17 protein-coding genes and 1 tRNA gene are annotated in these 16,374 nt (G+C 66.1%); 13 read left to right on the forward strand and 5 right to left on the reverse strand.

The genetic code is table 11. From position 1 onward, the window contains the following. From AUL30_RS12915 to cysN, 5 genes are read left to right on the forward strand one after another with little or no spacing between them, the layout of a single operon-like run. A complete protein-coding gene (locus tag AUL30_RS12915; protein ID WP_062228311.1) occupies positions 1-1,683 on the forward strand; it encodes a nitrite/sulfite reductase in 1,683 nt (560 codons plus the stop codon). Beyond that, positions 1,680-2,192, forward strand: a complete 513-nt coding sequence (locus AUL30_RS12920; protein WP_062228312.1) for a DUF934 domain-containing protein — start codon at positions 1,680-1,682, stop codon at positions 2,190-2,192. The genes AUL30_RS12915 and AUL30_RS12920 overlap by 4 nt, the downstream gene beginning before the upstream one ends. 5 nt (positions 2,193-2,197) lie before the next feature. Continuing rightward, entirely contained in the window at positions 2,198-2,968 is a 771-nt protein-coding gene (locus AUL30_RS12925) for a phosphoadenylyl-sulfate reductase (protein WP_062228313.1), read from the forward strand. A 13-nt stretch (positions 2,969-2,981) separates the two neighbouring features. Next, on the forward strand, positions 2,982-3,887 hold the full coding sequence (cysD, locus tag AUL30_RS12930) for a sulfate adenylyltransferase subunit CysD (protein WP_062228314.1): 906 nt from the start codon (positions 2,982-2,984) through the stop codon (positions 3,885-3,887). Further along, positions 3,887-5,461: a sulfate adenylyltransferase subunit CysN gene (gene cysN, locus AUL30_RS12935; protein ID WP_062228315.1), complete on the forward strand. Its 1,575-nt coding sequence runs from the start codon at positions 3,887-3,889 to the stop codon at positions 5,459-5,461. The genes cysD and cysN overlap by 1 nt, the downstream gene beginning before the upstream one ends. A gap of 67 nt (positions 5,462-5,528) precedes the next feature. Here the strand turns inward: cysN and AUL30_RS12940 are convergent, their stop codons facing one another. The 4 genes from AUL30_RS12940 to AUL30_RS12955 all read right to left on the reverse strand — a co-directional run bounded on the left by AUL30_RS12940 (position 5,529) and on the right by AUL30_RS12955 (position 8,006). Next, a complete protein-coding gene (locus AUL30_RS12940) occupies positions 5,529-5,717 on the reverse strand; it encodes a Trm112 family protein (protein WP_062228316.1) in 189 nt (62 codons plus the stop codon). A gap of 8 nt (positions 5,718-5,725) precedes the next feature. Further along, positions 5,726-6,364 (reverse strand): LON peptidase substrate-binding domain-containing protein, encoded by a 639-nt coding sequence (locus tag AUL30_RS12945; RefSeq protein ID WP_062228527.1) that lies wholly within the window; start codon positions 6,362-6,364, stop codon positions 5,726-5,728. Between the two features lie 110 nt (positions 6,365-6,474). Beyond that, positions 6,475-7,431 (reverse strand): thioredoxin, encoded by a 957-nt coding sequence (trxA, locus tag AUL30_RS12950; protein WP_062228317.1) that lies wholly within the window; start codon positions 7,429-7,431, stop codon positions 6,475-6,477. Then, the gene (locus AUL30_RS12955; RefSeq protein ID WP_062228318.1) at positions 7,428-8,006 is read right to left on the reverse strand and encodes a prolyl-tRNA synthetase associated domain-containing protein; all 579 of its coding nucleotides are present in this window, start codon (positions 8,004-8,006) and stop codon (positions 7,428-7,430) included. Before AUL30_RS12955 ends, trxA begins: the two co-directional genes overlap by 4 nt. 206 nt (positions 8,007-8,212) lie before the next feature. Between AUL30_RS12955 and AUL30_RS12960 the strand changes: the two genes are divergently transcribed. From AUL30_RS12960 to AUL30_RS12995, 8 genes are all read left to right on the forward strand, one after another. Next, positions 8,213-8,287 (forward strand) — tRNA-Gly (locus tag AUL30_RS12960). A 301-nt stretch (positions 8,288-8,588) separates the two neighbouring features. Then, a complete protein-coding gene (locus tag AUL30_RS19440) occupies positions 8,589-9,209 on the forward strand; it encodes a type IV toxin-antitoxin system AbiEi family antitoxin domain-containing protein (RefSeq protein WP_083507916.1) in 621 nt (206 codons plus the stop codon). Continuing rightward, positions 9,202-10,146, forward strand: a complete 945-nt coding sequence (locus tag AUL30_RS12970) for a nucleotidyl transferase AbiEii/AbiGii toxin family protein (RefSeq protein WP_083507917.1) — start codon at positions 9,202-9,204, stop codon at positions 10,144-10,146. Before AUL30_RS19440 ends, AUL30_RS12970 begins: the two co-directional genes overlap by 8 nt. Positions 10,147-10,278: 132 nt before the next feature. Next, on the forward strand, positions 10,279-10,644 hold the full coding sequence (locus AUL30_RS12975) for a DUF2934 domain-containing protein (protein ID WP_062228320.1): 366 nt from the start codon (positions 10,279-10,281) through the stop codon (positions 10,642-10,644). 11 nt (positions 10,645-10,655) lie between these two features. Then, entirely contained in the window at positions 10,656-10,985 is a 330-nt protein-coding gene (locus AUL30_RS12980) for a hypothetical protein (protein WP_062228321.1), read from the forward strand. A 97-nt stretch (positions 10,986-11,082) separates the two neighbouring features. Further along, a complete protein-coding gene (locus tag AUL30_RS12985) occupies positions 11,083-13,386 on the forward strand; it encodes a heavy metal translocating P-type ATPase (RefSeq protein WP_062228322.1) in 2,304 nt (767 codons plus the stop codon). Continuing rightward, entirely contained in the window at positions 13,383-13,832 is a 450-nt protein-coding gene (gene cueR, locus AUL30_RS12990) for a Cu(I)-responsive transcriptional regulator (RefSeq protein ID WP_062228323.1), read from the forward strand. The genes AUL30_RS12985 and cueR overlap by 4 nt, the downstream gene beginning before the upstream one ends. Before the next feature lie 8 nt (positions 13,833-13,840). Further along, positions 13,841-14,617, forward strand: coding sequence for a phosphodiester glycosidase family protein (locus tag AUL30_RS12995; RefSeq protein WP_062228324.1), 777 nt, complete (start codon positions 13,841-13,843; stop codon positions 14,615-14,617). Positions 14,618-14,691: 74 nt separating this feature from the next. On the opposite strand, the gene AUL30_RS13000 is transcribed toward AUL30_RS12995, so the two are convergent. Next, positions 14,692-16,371 carry a GMC family oxidoreductase gene (locus AUL30_RS13000; RefSeq protein ID WP_062228325.1) on the reverse strand — a complete coding sequence of 560 codons (1,680 nt, stop codon included), beginning with the start codon at positions 16,369-16,371 and terminating at the stop codon, positions 14,692-14,694. Positions 16,372-16,374: the final 3 nt, after the last annotated feature.

Genomic DNA, 16,374 nt, shown 5'->3' on the forward strand with positions numbered 1-16,374 from the left:
ATGTATCGGTATGACGAATTCGACGAAGCCTTCGTCCGTCAGCGCGTGGCGGAGTTTTCCTGGCAGGTCGCCCGCCGGCTCGATGGCTCGGTCACCGAGGACGAGTTCAAGCCGCTGCGGCTGAAGAACGGCCTCTACCTGCAGCTCCACGCCTATATGCTGCGCGTGGCGGTGCCCTACGGAACGCTGAACAGCCGCCAGCTCCGCCAGCTCGCCCATATCGCCCGCACCTTTGACAAGGGTTACGCGCATTTCACGACGCGCCAGAACCTGCAGTTCAACTGGCCGTCGCTGAAGGACGTGCCGGAAATCCTCGGCCTGCTCGCCGACGTGGAGATGCATTGCATCCAGACGAGCGGCAACTGCATCCGCAACGTGACATCGGACCAGTTCGCCGGCGTCGCGGCCGACGAGCTGGAAGACCCGCGTCCGACGGCGGAGCTGATCCGCCAGTGGTCGAGCCTGCATCCCGAATTCGGCTGGCTGCCGCGCAAGTTCAAGGTGGCCGTGACGGGCGCCGAGCACGACCGCGCTGCGATCAAGGTGCATGATCTCGGCATCCGCATCCTGCGCCACCCGGAAACGGGCGAACCGGGATACGAGATCGTCGTGGGCGGGGGCCTCGGCCGCACGCCGATGATCGGCAAGGTCGTCCGCGACTTCCTGCCCCGGGCGGAGCTCCTGGCCTATCTCGAGGCCGTGATGCGCGTCTACAATGCGGAAGGCAGGCGCGACAACAAGTACAAGGCGCGCGTCAAGATCCTCGTCCATGAGATCGGGACCGAGGCGTTCCGCGAGCGTGTCGAGGCGGAATACGCAGCGCTGGACGGGCCGACCGTCAACGCCCCGCCCGAGGAACTGGAGCGCATCGCCGCCTATTTCGCGCCGCCCGCCTACGAGGCGCTGCCGGCGCAGTCCACGCGCCTTTCCGCGGCCCGCGCGGCCGACCCGGAGCTGGACCGTTTCGTCCTTCAGAACGGGTTTGCGCACCGCCAGCCCGGCCACATCGTCCTGACCGTATCCCTGAAGCCGATCGGCGGCGTTCCGGGCGACATGACCGACGCCCAGATGGACGCCTTCGCCGACATTGCCGAGCGCTATTCCTTCGACGAGCTGCGCGTCAGCCATGCCCAAAACCTCGTCCTGCCGCATGTGCGCCAGGACGACGTGCCGGAGGTCTACGCCCTCCTGAAGGCGGCGGGCCTGGCAACGCCCAATGCGGGCCTCGTCACCGATATCATCGCCTGCCCGGGGCTCGACTACTGCGCCCTGGCGACGGCACGGTCCATTCCAGTTGCGCAGGATCTGTCCAACCGCTTCGCCGACCCCGCCCGACAGGCGGAGATCGGCCCCCTGCAGATCAAGATTTCCGGCTGCATCAATGCCTGCGGCCACCATCACGTCGGCCATATCGGTATTCTGGGGCTGGAAAAGTCCGGCAAGGAAAACTACCAGATCACCCTTGGCGGTGATGCCACCGAACAGGCGGCCCTCGGCGAACGCCTCGGCCCGGGCATCGACGGCGAACTCGTTCCGGGTGCGGTCGAGGCGATCGTCGCTACCTATCTGGCGGAACGCGCTGCGGGCGAAGAGTTCATCGCGACGGTCCGCCGCACGGGGCTCGATCCGTTCAAGCGGAGCTTCCAGGATTTCGTGACCGCAAGCCTTGGAGAAGCGGCATGACGCGCCTGATCCTGCGCGACGGCACGCGTGAAAACAGCTTCACCCCGGTCGATTCGGTGGATGCCCTCTCGCTCGTGGACGGCGCGATCCTCGTGCCTCTGGAGGTGATCGATACCGCGCTCAGCGATGGCCGCAACACACCGATCGGGCTTGTGGTGGGCAATGCCATCCCGGAGACGGCGATCCATCCCTATCTCAACCGGGTCAGCCTGATCGCGATCACCTTCCCGGCCTTTTCGGACGGGCGCGGGCTGTCGCTCGCCATGCGGCTGCGCCGTGCGGGCTTTACCGGCACGTTGCGGGCGCGCGGACCGGTGATCGCCGATCAGTTCCGTGACCTTCTGGCCTGCGGCTTCGACGAAATCGAGCTGCCGGACGGCGTGGCCGAACGCCAGCCCGAGGCGCAATGGCGCACGGCGCAGGAGGTGGTGACGCTGCACTACCAGCAATCCTACGACCACGGCTCCAGCATCCTGCAAAAACGCCTGGCCGCCCGAAGCAAAGGCTGATCGCCATGTCGCATGACCGGATCCTGGCGGAGGGGCTCGATGCAGCCTTTCCGGCACTGTCGCCGCTCCAGCGCCTGGAACGTCTGGCAGGCACGCTGACCGGACGCATCGTCTTCACCACCAGCCTGGGACTCGAAGATCAGATGATCACCCATCTGATCTTCACCGCCGGCCTGCCGATCGACGTCGTGACGCTCGACACCGGCCGGCTCTTTCCGGAAACCTACACGCTCTGGCGCGAGACGGAAGAGCGCTACGGCCGGCGCATCCGGGCCCGCTATCCCGATGCGCAGGCCCTCGAAGCGCTGATCGAGGACCAGGGGATCGACGGGTTCTATTTCGGCATGGATATGCGCAAGGCCTGCTGCGGCGTGCGCAAGGTCGAACCCCTGGCGCGGGCGCTCGCCGGCGCTTCGGGCTGGGTGACGGGCCTGCGCCGGGACCAGTCCGCCAATCGGGAAAGCCTCGACTTCGTCACTTACGATGCGGCACGCGGCCTGGTGAAGGCCAACCCGCTCTTCGACTGGACGCGGGAGGATATCCGCCGGTTCAACGCCGCGGAGAATGTCCCCGTCAACAGCCTGCACGATGCGGGCTTCCTGTCGATCGGCTGCGCGCCCTGCACGCGTGCCATCGCCCCGGGCGAGCCGGAGCGTGCCGGCCGCTGGTGGTGGGAAGACGAGGCGCGCAAGGAATGCGGCCTGCATGTCGCACCCGACGGAACCGCCGTCCGCAGCCGGGCGGTCGGCGCCGACCCGGCTTTGCACCGGGCCTGAAAGAAAGAGTTCGATGACCGTTCCCCTGACGCATCTGCAGAAGCTCGAAGCCGAGTCGATCTTCATCATCCGTGAAACGGTCGCCACGACCGAAAACCCGGTCATGCTCTATTCGATCGGCAAGGATTCGGCGGTGATGCTGCATCTGGCCCTCAAGGCCTTTGCGCCCGGCCGGCTGCCCTTCCCGCTCCTGCATGTCGACACGACCTGGAAGTTCCGGGAGATGATCGCCTTCCGCGATCAGCGCGCGCGTGAGCTCGGCGTGGACCTGATCGTCCACATCAATGAGGAGGGGGTGCGCGCGGGCATCAACCCCTTCGACAGCGGATCGCGCGTGCATACGGACGTGATGAAGACCGAGGGGTTGAAACAGGCCCTCGCCAAGCATCGCTTCGATGCCGCCTTCGGTGGCGCACGCCGCGACGAGGAAAAGAGCCGCGCCAAGGAACGCGTCTTTTCGCTCCGCTCGGCCGAGCATCGCTGGGATGCCAAGAACCAGCGCCCGGAACCCTGGCGCCTCTACAACACCCGCAAACGGCAGGGCGAGAGCTTCCGCGTCTTCCCGCTGTCCAACTGGACCGAGACGGATGTCTGGGACTACATCGCGCTCGAAAACATCCCCGTCGTGCCGCTCTACTTCGCCGCGCCCCGGCCCGTCGTCGAGCGCGACGGCGCGCTGATCATGCGCGACGACGAGCGCATGCGCCTCCTGCCCGGCGAGGTGGTGGAAGAACGGATGGTCCGCTTCCGCACGCTGGGCTGCTACCCGCTGACCGGCGCCGTCCCCTCGCAGGCGACGACCCTGCCGGACATCATCGCCGAGATGCGCGGCTCACGCGCATCGGAGCGGCAAGGGCGCATCATCGACCGCGACGGCGGCGCCTCCATGGAAGAGAAGAAGCAGGAAGGCTATTTCTGATGAGCGCGTTGCGACGCCCCGACCTGCCGCTGAACGACGCCGCGGCCCCTGCGCACGCGCCGCAAGCGCAGGGTGCACAGCCTGCCGGATCGCTCCTGCGCTTCATCACCTGCGGCTCGGTGGATGATGGCAAGTCCACCCTGATCGGCCGCCTCCTCTACGATACGGGCTCGGTGTTCGACGACCAGCTCGAGGCGCTGGAACGCGACTCGCGCAAGTTCGGCACGACCGGCGAGGCCATGGACTTCGCGCTGCTGGTCGACGGGCTGACCGCCGAGCGGGAGCAGGGCATCACCATCGATGTCGCCTATCGCTACTTTTCCACCGCACGGCGCGCCTTCATCATCGCGGACACGCCGGGGCACGAGCAGTACACCCGCAACATGGCCACCGGCGCCAGCCAGGCCGACCTCGCCGTGATCCTGGTGGATGCCCGTAAGGGCATCCTGCCGCAGACGCGGCGCCACTCCTTCATCACCTCCATGGTGGGCATCCGCTCCGTCATCGTGGCGGTGAACAAGATGGATCTGGTCGCCTATGACGAGGCGACCTTCCGCGCCATCGAAGCCGCCTATCGCGAGATGCTTCCCGCACTCGGCTTCGTCGACGTGCGCTTCATTCCCCTCTCCGCGCGCGATGGCGACAATGTCACCCGGCGGTCGGCCAACATGACCTGGTATGACGGGCCGACCCTGATTGAGGGGCTGGAAGCCGCCGAGCCGGAGGCCTTGCAGGACGAGGGCGGGATGCGCCTGCCGATCCAGTATGTGAACCGGCCCAATCTCGACTTCCGCGGCTTCTGCGGCCAGATCAGCGCGGGCACGGTGACGAAAGGGATGGAGATCACCATCCTGCCGGGCGGCGAGACGGCCGCGGTCAAGGAGATTTACGGCGTCGACGGGCCTGTTCCCGAGGCGTCCGCTGGCCAGGCCGTCACCATCACCCTCTCGCGAGAGGTCGATGTTTCGCGCGGGGACGTCTTCGTGCGCAAGGGCGATGCGCTGACCGGCCAACGGTGGGTCCGGGCGCAGATCCTGTCCCTGTCAGGGCGTCCGCTCCTGGCCGGCACGCGCCTCGTGGCGCGCCTGAGCAGCGGGCAGTCACCCGCCGCCATCGCCACGCTGGATGCGGCGGTGGACATCCATTCCTTCCAGCCGCGCCCCGCCACCGCCTTGTCCATGAACGAGATCGGCCGGGTCAGCCTGAGCTTCGAGAAGCCGCTGGTCGCGGCCCTCTACAAGGACAGCCGCGATCTCGGCTCCTTCATCCTGATCGACCCGATCAGCAACGAGACGGTCGCCCTCGGCGTGGTGACGGAGCTGGAGCCCGTGCAGGGCCCCCTCGCCCAATCCGTCACGGCCAAACGGGACATGCGGCTCCTGGCCTATCGCGGGGTCGCAGCCATCTTGATCGGCCTACTGGGTCTGATCCTCGGCCTGCCGCTCTATGCGGCGATCATCCTCGGCGCGGCCGACGCCCTCATGCGGCCCGTGCTCCGCCGGATCCTCGTTCCGCATGCGCCGCGTGTCGGCACGAGCGATCCGACCGAGGTCGGCGACGGCTCGGGCATCTGACGGCATGACAACGCCACACTGAAGCCGACGGATCCGGCGTTGGCCCCTCCGCCACAGGGCGCGGGCTTTAGAGAGCGCGGGCTTCCGAGGGCAGCATGATGGGGATTCCGTCCCGGATCGGGTAGGCGAGCCTGGCCGCGCTGGAGACGAGTTCGTTGCGCTCGGCATCGAAGTGCAGGCTGGCCTTGGTCAGCGGGCAGACCAGAAGTTCGATGAGGCGCGGATCGGGCCGAAGGCGGGGGTCGTGTTCGTCCATGGACGGTCCTATTGCAAGATGCCGCCGCCATCCTCTCCGGAGCCGCGCGCCAGCGCGATCTCGGTGATGGCGATGAGTGTTTCGGCGCGCGTGCGCAGATCCGGCGCTTCGAGCAGCGCCTGCTTTTCCGCCGGGCCATAGGGCGACATCATGGAGAGGGCGTTGACGAGCGTCTCGTTGGAGGCGCGGGTGACGCTTTCCCAGTCCGCTTCGAGCTGGTTGGCGTCGAGATAGTCGCGGAAGGAGCGGAGCAGCCCTTCGCGGTTCACCTCGTCCGCGCCGGCCGTCAGGTCCAGATCGGCCGCGAAGGCCGCGACATCGCAGATGCGATAGGGCTTGCTGGTGCGCCGTTCGTCCACGACCCGGAAGCGGCAGATCCCCTGCAGGGTGACGAGGTAGCGCCCGTCGCCGGTTTCGGTCAGGCTGGTGATGCGCCCGAGGCAGCCGATGGCCGACAATTCACTGTTACCATCGGGATCGCGGCCGCCATCCAGCCGGGGCTGGATCATGCCGATCACACGGGTGCCGGCCATGACATCGTCGATCATGGCCAGATAGCGCGGCTCGAAGATGTTCAGCGGCATCTGCCCGCCGGGCAGCAGCAATGCGCCTTCCAGCGGAAACACGGGAACCGTCTCCGGCACCATGTCCGCCGTCGCATAGTTCACATTGCCCGCCTGTCCCAAGACCTCGCCCTCTGCTGCATGTCACGCCGCCTGGCGGCCCGGCCTTTCATATGGCGCAAGCCACCTGCCGCTCAAGAGAAGAGAAGGGAGGAAAGCCTGCGCCGCGCTTCCCGCGTGGCCGGGTCCTTGGCGCCCCACACGTCGAAGAATTCCAGGAGTTTACGCCGTGCGCCGTCATCGTCGAAGCTGCGGTCGCGGCGGATGAGCTCCAGAAGGTGGCCGGCCGCGGTGGTGCGGTCGCCCTTGGCATTGGCGATCAGCGCAAGATCGAAGCGCGCCTGATGGTCGTCCGCATTGCCTTCGATACGGGCCTGGAGCGCCGCCTCGTCGCCGAGGCCGGCGATCTCCTCAGCCAACTTCAGCCGGGTCCGGACGGTGGCGAAGGCCGCATCCTCCTGCTGTTCGGGCGTGAACTCCGCCAGGACCGCACGCGCATGGTCCAGATCGTCGGCGGCCAGGTAGCATTCGGCAAGGCCCGCCGCCGCCTTCAGATTCTCCGGCTCATGCTGCAGGACGGCGCCGAAAAGCTGCGCCGCGTTGGCGGCATCGCCCGCCGCGAGCAACTCGCCGGCCTGCGCGAGGGCATCGGCCACCGGATCGGCGGGTGCGCCGCCCAGGCGATCGATGAAGGCCTTGATTTCGCTTTCGGGAAGCGCGCCCATGAAACCGTCGACCGGCTGGCCGTTGACGAAGGCGAAGACGGCCGGGATGGACTGCACGCCAAGCTGGCCGGCAATGGCCGGATGCTCGTCGATGTTCATCTTGACGAGCTTGACCCGGCCGCCGGCCGCCGTCACGACCCGCTCCAGGATCGGCGTCAGCTGCTTGCAGGGCCCGCACCAGGGCGCCCAGAAATCGACCAGGACCGGCTGATTGCGTGATTCCCGCACCACATCGGCCGAGAAGTTCGCGGTGGTCGTATCCTTGATCAGCGCGCCGCCCCCGCCGCCAGCCGGAGCCGGCACGGCGGCGGGCTGCGTCGTTTGGGCGCCGTAGCCGAAGGTGCCACCATAGGGATTGTTGCTCATCGGACTGCCCCTTCTTCCGTTTGCTGTTCGCCTGTCGCGGTCAGATCCACCACCGTCACGGCATGGCCCGTCGCCTCGAAGAACCGCATGAGGTCGACCCGGGAGATGCTGGTCGTTGCGGCATTCGTCAAGGGATGGGCGTTGATGATGTCGTGACGCAGCAGCCGTTCGTCCAGGATCAGGCTCACCGCACCCTCATGATCGTTCATCAGGCCGAAGGCGGTGACCGCCCCCGGAAAGACGCCGAGAAGCGCCTGCATGCGCGCCGCATCGCCGAAGGACAGCCGCCCCTGCGCACCGATCCTGCGGTGCAGGCCTTTCAGGTCGACATCCGTATCCTGCTCGGCGACGACCAGGAAGATGCGGCCCTTCTTGTCCTTCAGAAAGAGATTCTTGGTATGGCCGCCCGCCAGCCGCGAAATCAGATCGGCGCTGGCATCCACGGTGAAGACCGGCGCGTGCCAGGTCGTCGTTGCGGCGATGCCGCGTTCGGCCAGGTAGGCGAAGAGCGGCTCGGCGCGCGCCCGGTCGAGGCTTGATTCGTCACTTTGCGCTTCAGAATTCCCCTGGCCCACGATTCGCCCCTTCTCGCGCCGCGCCCTGCGCACGCCCGTGCCGGCCGGTTTACTCCCTGCCAGCCCGGGACGAAAGGGCCCCGCGCCCCGCCGAAGAGCGCCGATAGCCGTTTTTCGAGCCCGGAAAATTTCCCTGTTGCATTCCGGAAAGGCTTCGGCCATATAGCGCCCATCCGAAGCGCGACACCGCGCTGACGGAGGAGCGGGCGGGTGTAGCTCAGGGGTAGAGCACAACCTTGCCAAGGTTGGGGTCGAGGGTTCGAATCCCTTCGCCCGCTCCAGTTTCTTCCTTGTACAGCCCGAAAACATGGGTAACAGATCGTACCTGAGACATGGGTGACAAACGCGTGCTGAGCGGGTTGTCGATGGTTCGCAGCTTCCTCTGATCCAAATCGATGTATTCTGGTGCGGTCGGGCGCGCGCTGGTGCGCAGTGCCAGAGCGCTGTGACCACCGGAAGACGCTGCATTACCGCTTCAATCGTTGGTACCATGGTTGGTAGGCAGGCGCGCACTGGCTTCCGGGTTTGATGACATGTGACAAATCCTCTGATAAACTCGCAACGTCTTTGAGGGTTTGTCACATGCCCCGCGCTTCGAATTCGCAAGGGATTCAACTTAGAAACCTGCTAGATAGCCGTAGCCTGGTGCGCGCGCAGGAACTGCGTGACGCTGGGATCAGCCCCCAGACGATCGCCCGCGCCGTCGAAGCCGGGGACATCGAACGAATTTCGCGTGGGGTCTACCAGAAGCGCGGATCCGAGATTGCGGAAAATCAAAGCCTCGCCGAGGCTGCAATACGCGTCCCCAAAGGTGTGATCGCTCTGGTGTCGGCGCTCGCCTTTCATGGCCTCACCGATCAGATGCCACGCCGCATCTGGATGGCCATAGGCACCAGCGACTGGGCACCGGTGCAGTCCTACCCCCCACTGCGCATTGTACGATTCACCGAGCGTTATCTGCGTCAGGGTGTCGAAAGCCATGCAATCGCTGGCCGTGAAGTCCCAATCTATTCCGTCCCCAAGACTCTTGCTGACCTATTTCGCAACCCCAGGCTAGTAGATCGATCGGTCGCTGTAGAGGGTCTCCGCGCTGCCCTCGAACAACGCAAGGCCACCCCTGGCGCCATTGCGCAGGGCGCCAAAGCCAACGGCGCATGGAAGATCATGCAACCCTACCTCGAAGCGCTCACCTCCAATGGATAAAGCCCCGGCCAATATAGCCAAGTCCGTCAAGGACCGGCTCCTCAGCATCGCTCGTCGGGACGGCCGGGTGTTCGATGTCGTGCTGGTGCGGTTCGCGCTGGAACGCCTGCTCTACCGGTTGTCGATCTCCACGCATCGCGACCGTTTCGTCCTGAAGGGCGGTATGCTGGTCACGATCTGGGTCGGGAATGATCATCGCGTGACCCGCGATGCGGACTTCTTGGGTCAAGGTGATCCTGACGCCGAACGCTTGGTCGAAGACTTCCAGGAGATCATGGCGATCAAGTGTGACGACGGCCTCGTCTTCGACGTTGAAGCCCTGGCTGCGGCACCTATCCGCGAAGAAATGGAATATGGCGGCACCCGCCTCAAGACCGCGGCCTATCTTGAAAAGACGCGCATCCCTGTGACAATCGACATTGGCTATGGCGACGCCATGGCCGACGCGTCCCACCATCTCGACTATCCGACCCTGCTCGACCTTCCTGCGCCCAACGTGCGCGCCTATCCACCCGCTACGGTGATCGCCGAGAAGTTCCAGGCAATGGTCGCGCTCGGTGTCCTGAACGGTCGAATGAAAGACTACTACGATCTTTGGGCCATCCCGCGCGCACTCCATATTGGCGCAGACGATCTGGACGCGGCCATCACGGCAACGTTCGCGCGTCGACAAACAGCGATCCCGATAGAAAGGCCGCCCGGGCTTTCGCCTAAGATGGCCAATGATGTTGTCAAACAGCGCCAATGGCGCGCCTACGCCGCATCGATCGAACTTGAGAACGTATCGCTCGAATCGATCACTGAGAAGATTTGGGAACTAGTCGGTCCGTCATGCGCCCGGATCTTAAGCTCAAACCGGCGCGGCTTGACCTTCGCTGACAGCGAACGGCCAATATCCAATGGCACGGTTGGTGCGGGTAGGAGCTGTTCTGATTAGGGCAGCTGAGCAACCTTTTTCGCGCCTGCCCTGCATCCGGGCACGCATCCCTATTCCTCCTTCGATCGTTGTGTCTGTCCCTACAGGCTGTCGCCCCGGCATGGGGTGCTAAAGATAAAGGACGAGCGGACCATGATCGAGGACGAGGACGAGCCGCGCATTCGCGCCAAGGCGTACGAGTTGTGGGAAAGCGAAGGCCGGCCCGAAGGGCGGGCGGAGCGGCATTGGGAGGAGGCGCGTGAAATCGTTGCCTTGAAGGACAGTTTCTCGTCCACGCTGCAGCCGCTGGAGGAAACGACGGACGATCCGGTGGAACCGAGCATCGCCTTTGAAAACCAGGGTGAGTTTCCGGAAATGACTGATCTCGGCGAAGGCGCCCGCGGTCCGAGCTGGGAGAATGCCGAGGCCCTCGCCGACGCCGAGACGCCGGGGAATACGCCGCCAGTCGCGGCCGCATCAGGCAAGACCGGCAAGCCACGCGGCGAAACGAAGCGTTGAAGGGACAGACAATGGCACGGGAATTTCAGGAACAGCGCGATCCGCAAGGTTCGGATCATGGATATGCCAACGAAGCCGAACTCAGCCCCGCCGATCAGGCGCTTCTGGAAAGCGCGGCCGGCGAACTGGCGCGGGATCGCGCCGACAGCACCGCCGGCTCGCTCGACGATGACGACGCCCTCTACGTGGATATAGGCACCGAGCCGGCCAGCGCCGCTACGGCTGCGCAGGATCCCGCCGGATCCGACGAGAATGCCGAAGGCCTGGACGAGACGGAGGAAGCGGTTCGCAGCCAGGCGGAGGACCGGGCGCTCGGGGACGATCAGGACTTCATCGCCTGACAGGCGTGCAGGCTGGCTTCTTTCCCCTTGACCTTCCCATCATGGGAAGCCCCACATAGGGCAGGACCCTATGTGGGAAATCTTAAGGTCTGAAGCCATGAATGCCCCCCATGCCATCGATAGCCGCCACGCGCATGCCGTTACCCTTCCCATCGGAGGGCTGAATTGCGCATCCTGCGTCGGGCGGGTGGAGCGCGCCTTGAAGGCCGTGCCAGGCGTTACCGCCGTCGGCGTCAATCTCGCAACCGGCCAGGCGACGGTGGAAGGAAGCGCACAGCCCCTCCAGCTGGTCGAAGCGGTGACGGCCGCAGGCTACTCGGCGTCGCTGCCCGCGCCAGACGATGCTCCGACCACAAACGACGAAGACGCGGCGCAGGAGCTTGCGCAGCTGCGCCGCGATCTGGTCCTGGCCGCGGGGCTCACCCTGCCCGTCTTCCTTCTGGAGATGGGGTCGCATCTGGTGCCTGGGGTGCATCACCTCGTGGCGACGAGCCTCGGCACCTGGCAGAGCTGGGTCTTGCAGGCCGTCCTCACAAGCATCGTCATCTTCGTCCCCGGCCGGCGCTTCCTTGCCCACGGCATACCCGCGCTCCTGCGCGGCGCGCCGGACATGAACGCCCTGGTCGCCGTCGGCACGCTGGCAGCCTGGAGCTACTCGCTCATCGCCACTTTCGCGCCGGCGCTGCTTCCCGACGCGGCCGTGCATGTCTGGTTCGAGGCGGCGGCCGTCATCGTGACCCTGATCCTGGCTGGGCGGCTTATGGAGGCACGCGCGCGCGGCAGGGCCTCGGACGCCATCCGGCGCCTCGTCCGGCTGCAACCCGCCACGGCGCATCGCCGCGAGGGCGATGCCGTCCAGGATGTCCCGCTGGCGCAAATCCGCCTGGGCGATGTCGTGGAAATCCGACCGGGCGAGCGCGTGCCGGTGGACGGGACGGTGGTGGCCGGCCGGTCCTATGTCGACGAATCCATGATCACCGGTGAGCCCGTCCCGGTGGCCAAGACGACCGGCGCCGCCGTCGTGGGCGGCACCGTCATGCGCGATGGCGCACTGGATGTGCGCACGACGGCGATCGGCAAGGATACGGTCCTTGCGCGTATCACGCGCATGGTGGCCGAGGCGCAGGGCGCCAAACTGCCCATTCAGGCCTTGGTGGACACGGTCACGCTGCGCTTCGTGCCGGCCGTCATGCTGGCGGCGGCAGTCACCTTCATCGCCTGGCTGGTTCTTGCACCGGCGCCGGCGCTCAGTCCGGCGCTCGCCGCTGCGGTCAGCGTTCTGATCGTCGCCTGCCCCTGCGCCATGGGCCTTGCAACGCCGACATCCGTGATGGTGGGCACCGGCCGCGCGGCCGAGCTCGGCATCCTGTTCCGCCGCGGCGACGCGCTCCAGGCCTTGAGCACATCTGCCGTCATCGCCTTCGACAAGACGGGGACGTTGACGCAAGGCCGGCCCGTCCTGACCGACCTCGACGTGGCGGACGGCTTCGATACGGCCTCCGTCCTGGCCGACATCGCCGCCGTGGAGCAGCGCAGCGAGCATCCGGTGGGCCGGGCCTTCGTGGACGCGGCCGCGCGCGATGGATTGCCGCTTCCCCCGCTTGCGGATTTTGCCTCGATGACGGGGCTTGGCGTTCGCGGATCGGTGGATGGCCGGCGAGTCGAAGTCGGCGCAGATCGTTACATGGCGCAGCTCGGCTACGATCTGACGCCCTTCGCGCCGGCGGCCGACCGCCTTGCGCAGGACGGTCGCACGCCGCTCTACGCCGCCATTGACGGGCGGCTCGCGGCCATCGCCGCCGTGGCGGACCCGATCAAGCCGAATGCCCCTGCCGCCCTTGCCACCCTGCGCGGCATGGGGCTGAAGACGGTGATGATCACGGGCGACAATCGCCGCACGGCCGAGGCCATCGCCCGCCGCCTCGGCATCGACGATGTCGTCGCCGAGGTCATGCCGGAAGAGAAGGTCGCGGCCGTTCGGGACCTTATCAAACGCCACGGGCGCCTTGCCTTCGTGGGTGACGGGATCAACGATGCTCCGGCTTTGGCCGAAGCCGATATCGGAATCGCCATCGGCACGGGCACCGATATCGCCATCGATGCGGCGGATGTTGTCCTGATGTCGGGCGAGCTTGGCGGCATTGCGGATGCGGTGGCACTCTCACGCGCGACGATGGGCAACATACGCCAGAACCTGTTCTGGGCCTTCGCCTACAACACGGCGCTGATCCCCGTGGCGGCGGGTCTTCTCTACCCGGCCTTCGGCGTGACCCTGTCGCCAGCTTTGGCGGCCGGCGCGATGGCTCTGTCCAGCGTCTTCGTCGTGGGAAATGCGCTGCGGCTGCGCCGGTTCACAGGGCCGCAGGGACAGTCGACACTCTTGCAGGGGGCAGAGCGATGAACATCGGACAGGCCGCCCGCGCCTCCGGCGTTTCCGCCAAGATGATCCGCTATTACGAGGAAACGGGCCTCATCGCGCCGGTGGGTCGAACGGCGGCTGGCTATCGCGACTACGCCGCCCCGCAGATCCACGAGCTGCGCTTCATCCGCCGGGCACGTGACCTTGGCTTCTCGGTGGCGGAAATCGCCGATCTCCTCAGCCTCTGGCGCGATCGCGGCCGCAGGAGTGCCGACGTCAAAACGCTCGCACACGCCCATATCGCCGATCTGCGCGCCCGTATAGAGACCCTCAGCCAGATGGCCGACACGCTCCAGACGCTGGTCGATTGCTGCGCCGGCGACGAGCGCCCGGACTGCCCGATCCTGTCCGGACTGGAGCTGGACGAGGGCGCGCCGCCGCGCAAGGGCGGCAAGACCCGCCTGAACGCCCACCTGCCCGCGGAGTAGCCGGAGTTTTGCGCGCACCTCTGTCCCGCCTTCTCGCAACGCTCCTCCTGCTGGGCGCCGCAGCGCCGCCGGAACCGGCCCGCGCCGACATATGCGTGCCCGAGCGTTTCGAGGGCGCCGATTACATCGTCTGCACCGTGGACCCGGCACAGGACAAACTGCGCATCTTCTGGCGCGGGGCGGACGGGCGTCCGTACCGAAGCTTTTCCAACCTTGCCCGAGGGCTCGCCGACCAAGGCGACAGCCTGGTCTTCGCGATCAATGGTGGCATGTACGAGCCCGACTACACGCCCCTCGGCCTCTATGTGGAGGATGGCAGGGAGCTGCGGCCGGCCGATCAGACACGGATCGACAAGCCGCAAAGAAAGGTTCCCAATTTCTACAAAACGCCGAACGGCATCTTCTATGTGAGCGTAGAAGGCGATGCTGCGATCCTGACCACGCCGGCCTTCCTGGCGCGAGGACCGGCCACCCGCATGGCGACGCAATCCGGCCCCATGCTGGTGATCGACGGCGCCCTGCATCCGGCGCTGATCCCCGGCTCGAGCGATCGGACGCGCAGGAGCGGCGTCGGGGTCTGTGAGACTGGCCGTGTCCGCTTTGCCATCAGCCAGGACAGCGTCAACTTCCACAGCTTCGCGCGCCTGTTCCGGGACCACCTGTCCTGTCCGAACGCGCTGTTCCTGGATGGCGGTCGCGGTGCAGGCCTCTACGCACCGTCGCTCGACCGCAACGACTGGTCCTGGCACGGCGGCTACGGGCCGATGATCGGGCTCGTCGAGTGAACGGTCCCCTTGCATCAGTCGGCCCGACCAGGCTTATGGTCAAAACGGGGCCTTACCGGAGCTCAGGCAGCCTCTCAGGGCCGCGCATCCGCCACGATCCACCCGGCCGCCTTCTCCGCGATCATCAGCGTCGGCGCATTGGTATTGCCGCTCGTGATCCTCGGCATGATGCCGGCATCCACGACGCGCAGGCCGTCAATGCCACGCACTCTCAGACGGCTGTCCACCACGGCCATCGGGTCGTCGTCGCGGCCCATCTTCGTCGTCCCGACCGGGTGGAAGATGGTGCTGGCGATATCGCCCGCGAGCCGGGCCAGTTCCTCGTCGCTCTGGAACTGCGGGCCGGGCTTCCATTCCTGCGGCTGGTACTTTGCGAGCGCCGGTTGCGATACGATCCGGCGCACCTGCCGCAGGCTTTCGGCAGCGATCTGACGATCCTCGTCCGTGCTGAGGTAGTTCGGCGCGATCGAAGGGGCATCACCTGCCTTAGCGGAGCGGATGCGCACGCTTCCGACGCTCGTCGGATTGAGGTTGCAGACGCTCGCGGTGAAGGCGGGCACGCTGTGCAACGGTTCTCCGAACGCCTCCAGGCTCAGCGGCTGAACATGGTATTCAAGGTTGGCATAGGCCTGGCGCGCGTTCGAGCGGGTGAAGGCGCCGAGCTGCGAGGGCGACATGCTCATCGGGCCGCTGCGTTTCAGAACATATTCGAGCCCGATCTTCGCCTTGCCGAAGAGCGTGTTGGCGAGCGTGTTCAAGGTCTTCGCACTGCCGACCTTGAAGACCGCGCGGATCTGCAAATGGTCCTGCAGGTTTTCACCCACGCCCGGCAGATCGTGGGCGACCTCGATGCCATGGCGCTTCAAAAGTCCGGCCGGGCCAATCCCTGACAGTTGCAGGAGCTGGGGCGAGCCGATCGCACCGGCTGACAGGATCACTTCCCGCCTGGCCCGCACCTCCCGGCGCTGCCGCTGCCGCTGGAGGACGACGCCGGCGCAGCGCCGACGGCCCGAGCCATCCTGCTCCAGGACAAGCCGTTCGACATGCGCCTCGGTCCAGACCGTGAGGTTCGGGCGGTTCCGCGCGGGGCGCAGAAAGGCCTTCGAGGTGTTCCAGCGCCAGCCACCGCGCTGGTTCACCTCGAAATAGCCGACGCCTTCATTGTCACCGGTGTTGAAATCGTCCGAGCGGGGAATGCCTGCCTCGACGGCGGCCTGCGCAAAGGATTCCAGGATGTCCCATTTCAAGCGCTGCTTCTCGATCCGCCATTCGCCGCCATGGCCATGCATATCCGAGAAGCGGCTGTTGCCACCGGTCTTGGGGTCGGCGCCATTGTCGAGCCTGTAATGATCCTCATGAGCTTTGAACTCGGGCAGGCAGTTCTGCCAGGTCCAGGCTTCGTCGCCCGTATCCCTTGCCCAGCCGTCGAAGTCACGCGCCTGGCCCCGCATGTAGATCATGCCGTTGATCGAGGAGCAGCCACCGAGCGTCTTGCCGCGCGGATAGCGCAGCGTCCGCCCGTTCAGCCCGGCATCCGGCTCGGTGTTGAAGAGCCAGTCGGTGCGTGGATTGCCGATACAGTAGAGATAGCCAACCGGAATGTGGATCCAGGGATAGTCGTCCTTCCGCCCGGCCTCCAGCAGTAGGACGCGCATCCGTGGGTCACCGCTCAAACGGTTGGCAAGCAGGCAGCCTGCGGAACCGCCGCCGACTATGATATAATCAAATGCCTCATGCGATGGGAGGGAAGCCATGGC

This window comes from Aureimonas frigidaquae, assembly GCF_001463905.1.
GTDB classification, from domain to species: domain Bacteria; phylum Pseudomonadota; class Alphaproteobacteria; order Rhizobiales; family Rhizobiaceae; genus Aureimonas; species Aureimonas frigidaquae.

Coding starts and splice junctions, on each gene's coding strand:
- AUL30_RS12915 (WP_062228311.1), top strand. CDS start 1: ATGTATCGGTATGACGAATTCGACGAAGCCTTCGTCCGTCAGCGCGTG.
- AUL30_RS12920 (WP_062228312.1), top strand. CDS start 1,680: ATGACGCGCCTGATCCTGCGCGACGGCACGCGTGAAAACAGCTTCACC.
- AUL30_RS12925 (WP_062228313.1), top strand. CDS start 2,198: ATGTCGCATGACCGGATCCTGGCGGAGGGGCTCGATGCAGCCTTTCCG.
- cysD (WP_062228314.1), top strand. CDS start 2,982: ATGACCGTTCCCCTGACGCATCTGCAGAAGCTCGAAGCCGAGTCGATC.
- cysN (WP_062228315.1), top strand. CDS start 3,887: ATGAGCGCGTTGCGACGCCCCGACCTGCCGCTGAACGACGCCGCGGCC.
- AUL30_RS12940 (WP_062228316.1), bottom strand. CDS start 5,717: ATGGACGAACACGACCCCCGCCTTCGGCCCGATCCGCGCCTCATCGAA.
- AUL30_RS12945 (WP_062228527.1), bottom strand. CDS start 6,364: ATGGTGCCGGAGACGGTTCCCGTGTTTCCGCTGGAAGGCGCATTGCTG.
- trxA (WP_062228317.1), bottom strand. CDS start 7,431: ATGAGCAACAATCCCTATGGTGGCACCTTCGGCTACGGCGCCCAAACG.
- AUL30_RS19440 (WP_083507916.1), top strand. CDS start 8,589: ATGCCCCGCGCTTCGAATTCGCAAGGGATTCAACTTAGAAACCTGCTA.
- AUL30_RS12970 (WP_083507917.1), top strand. CDS start 9,202: ATGGATAAAGCCCCGGCCAATATAGCCAAGTCCGTCAAGGACCGGCTC.
- AUL30_RS12975 (WP_062228320.1), top strand. CDS start 10,279: ATGATCGAGGACGAGGACGAGCCGCGCATTCGCGCCAAGGCGTACGAG.
- AUL30_RS12980 (WP_062228321.1), top strand. CDS start 10,656: ATGGCACGGGAATTTCAGGAACAGCGCGATCCGCAAGGTTCGGATCAT.
- AUL30_RS12985 (WP_062228322.1), top strand. CDS start 11,083: ATGAATGCCCCCCATGCCATCGATAGCCGCCACGCGCATGCCGTTACC.
- cueR (WP_062228323.1), top strand. CDS start 13,383: ATGAACATCGGACAGGCCGCCCGCGCCTCCGGCGTTTCCGCCAAGATG.
- AUL30_RS13000 (WP_062228325.1), bottom strand. CDS start 16,371: ATGGCTTCCCTCCCATCGCATGAGGCATTTGATTATATCATAGTCGGC.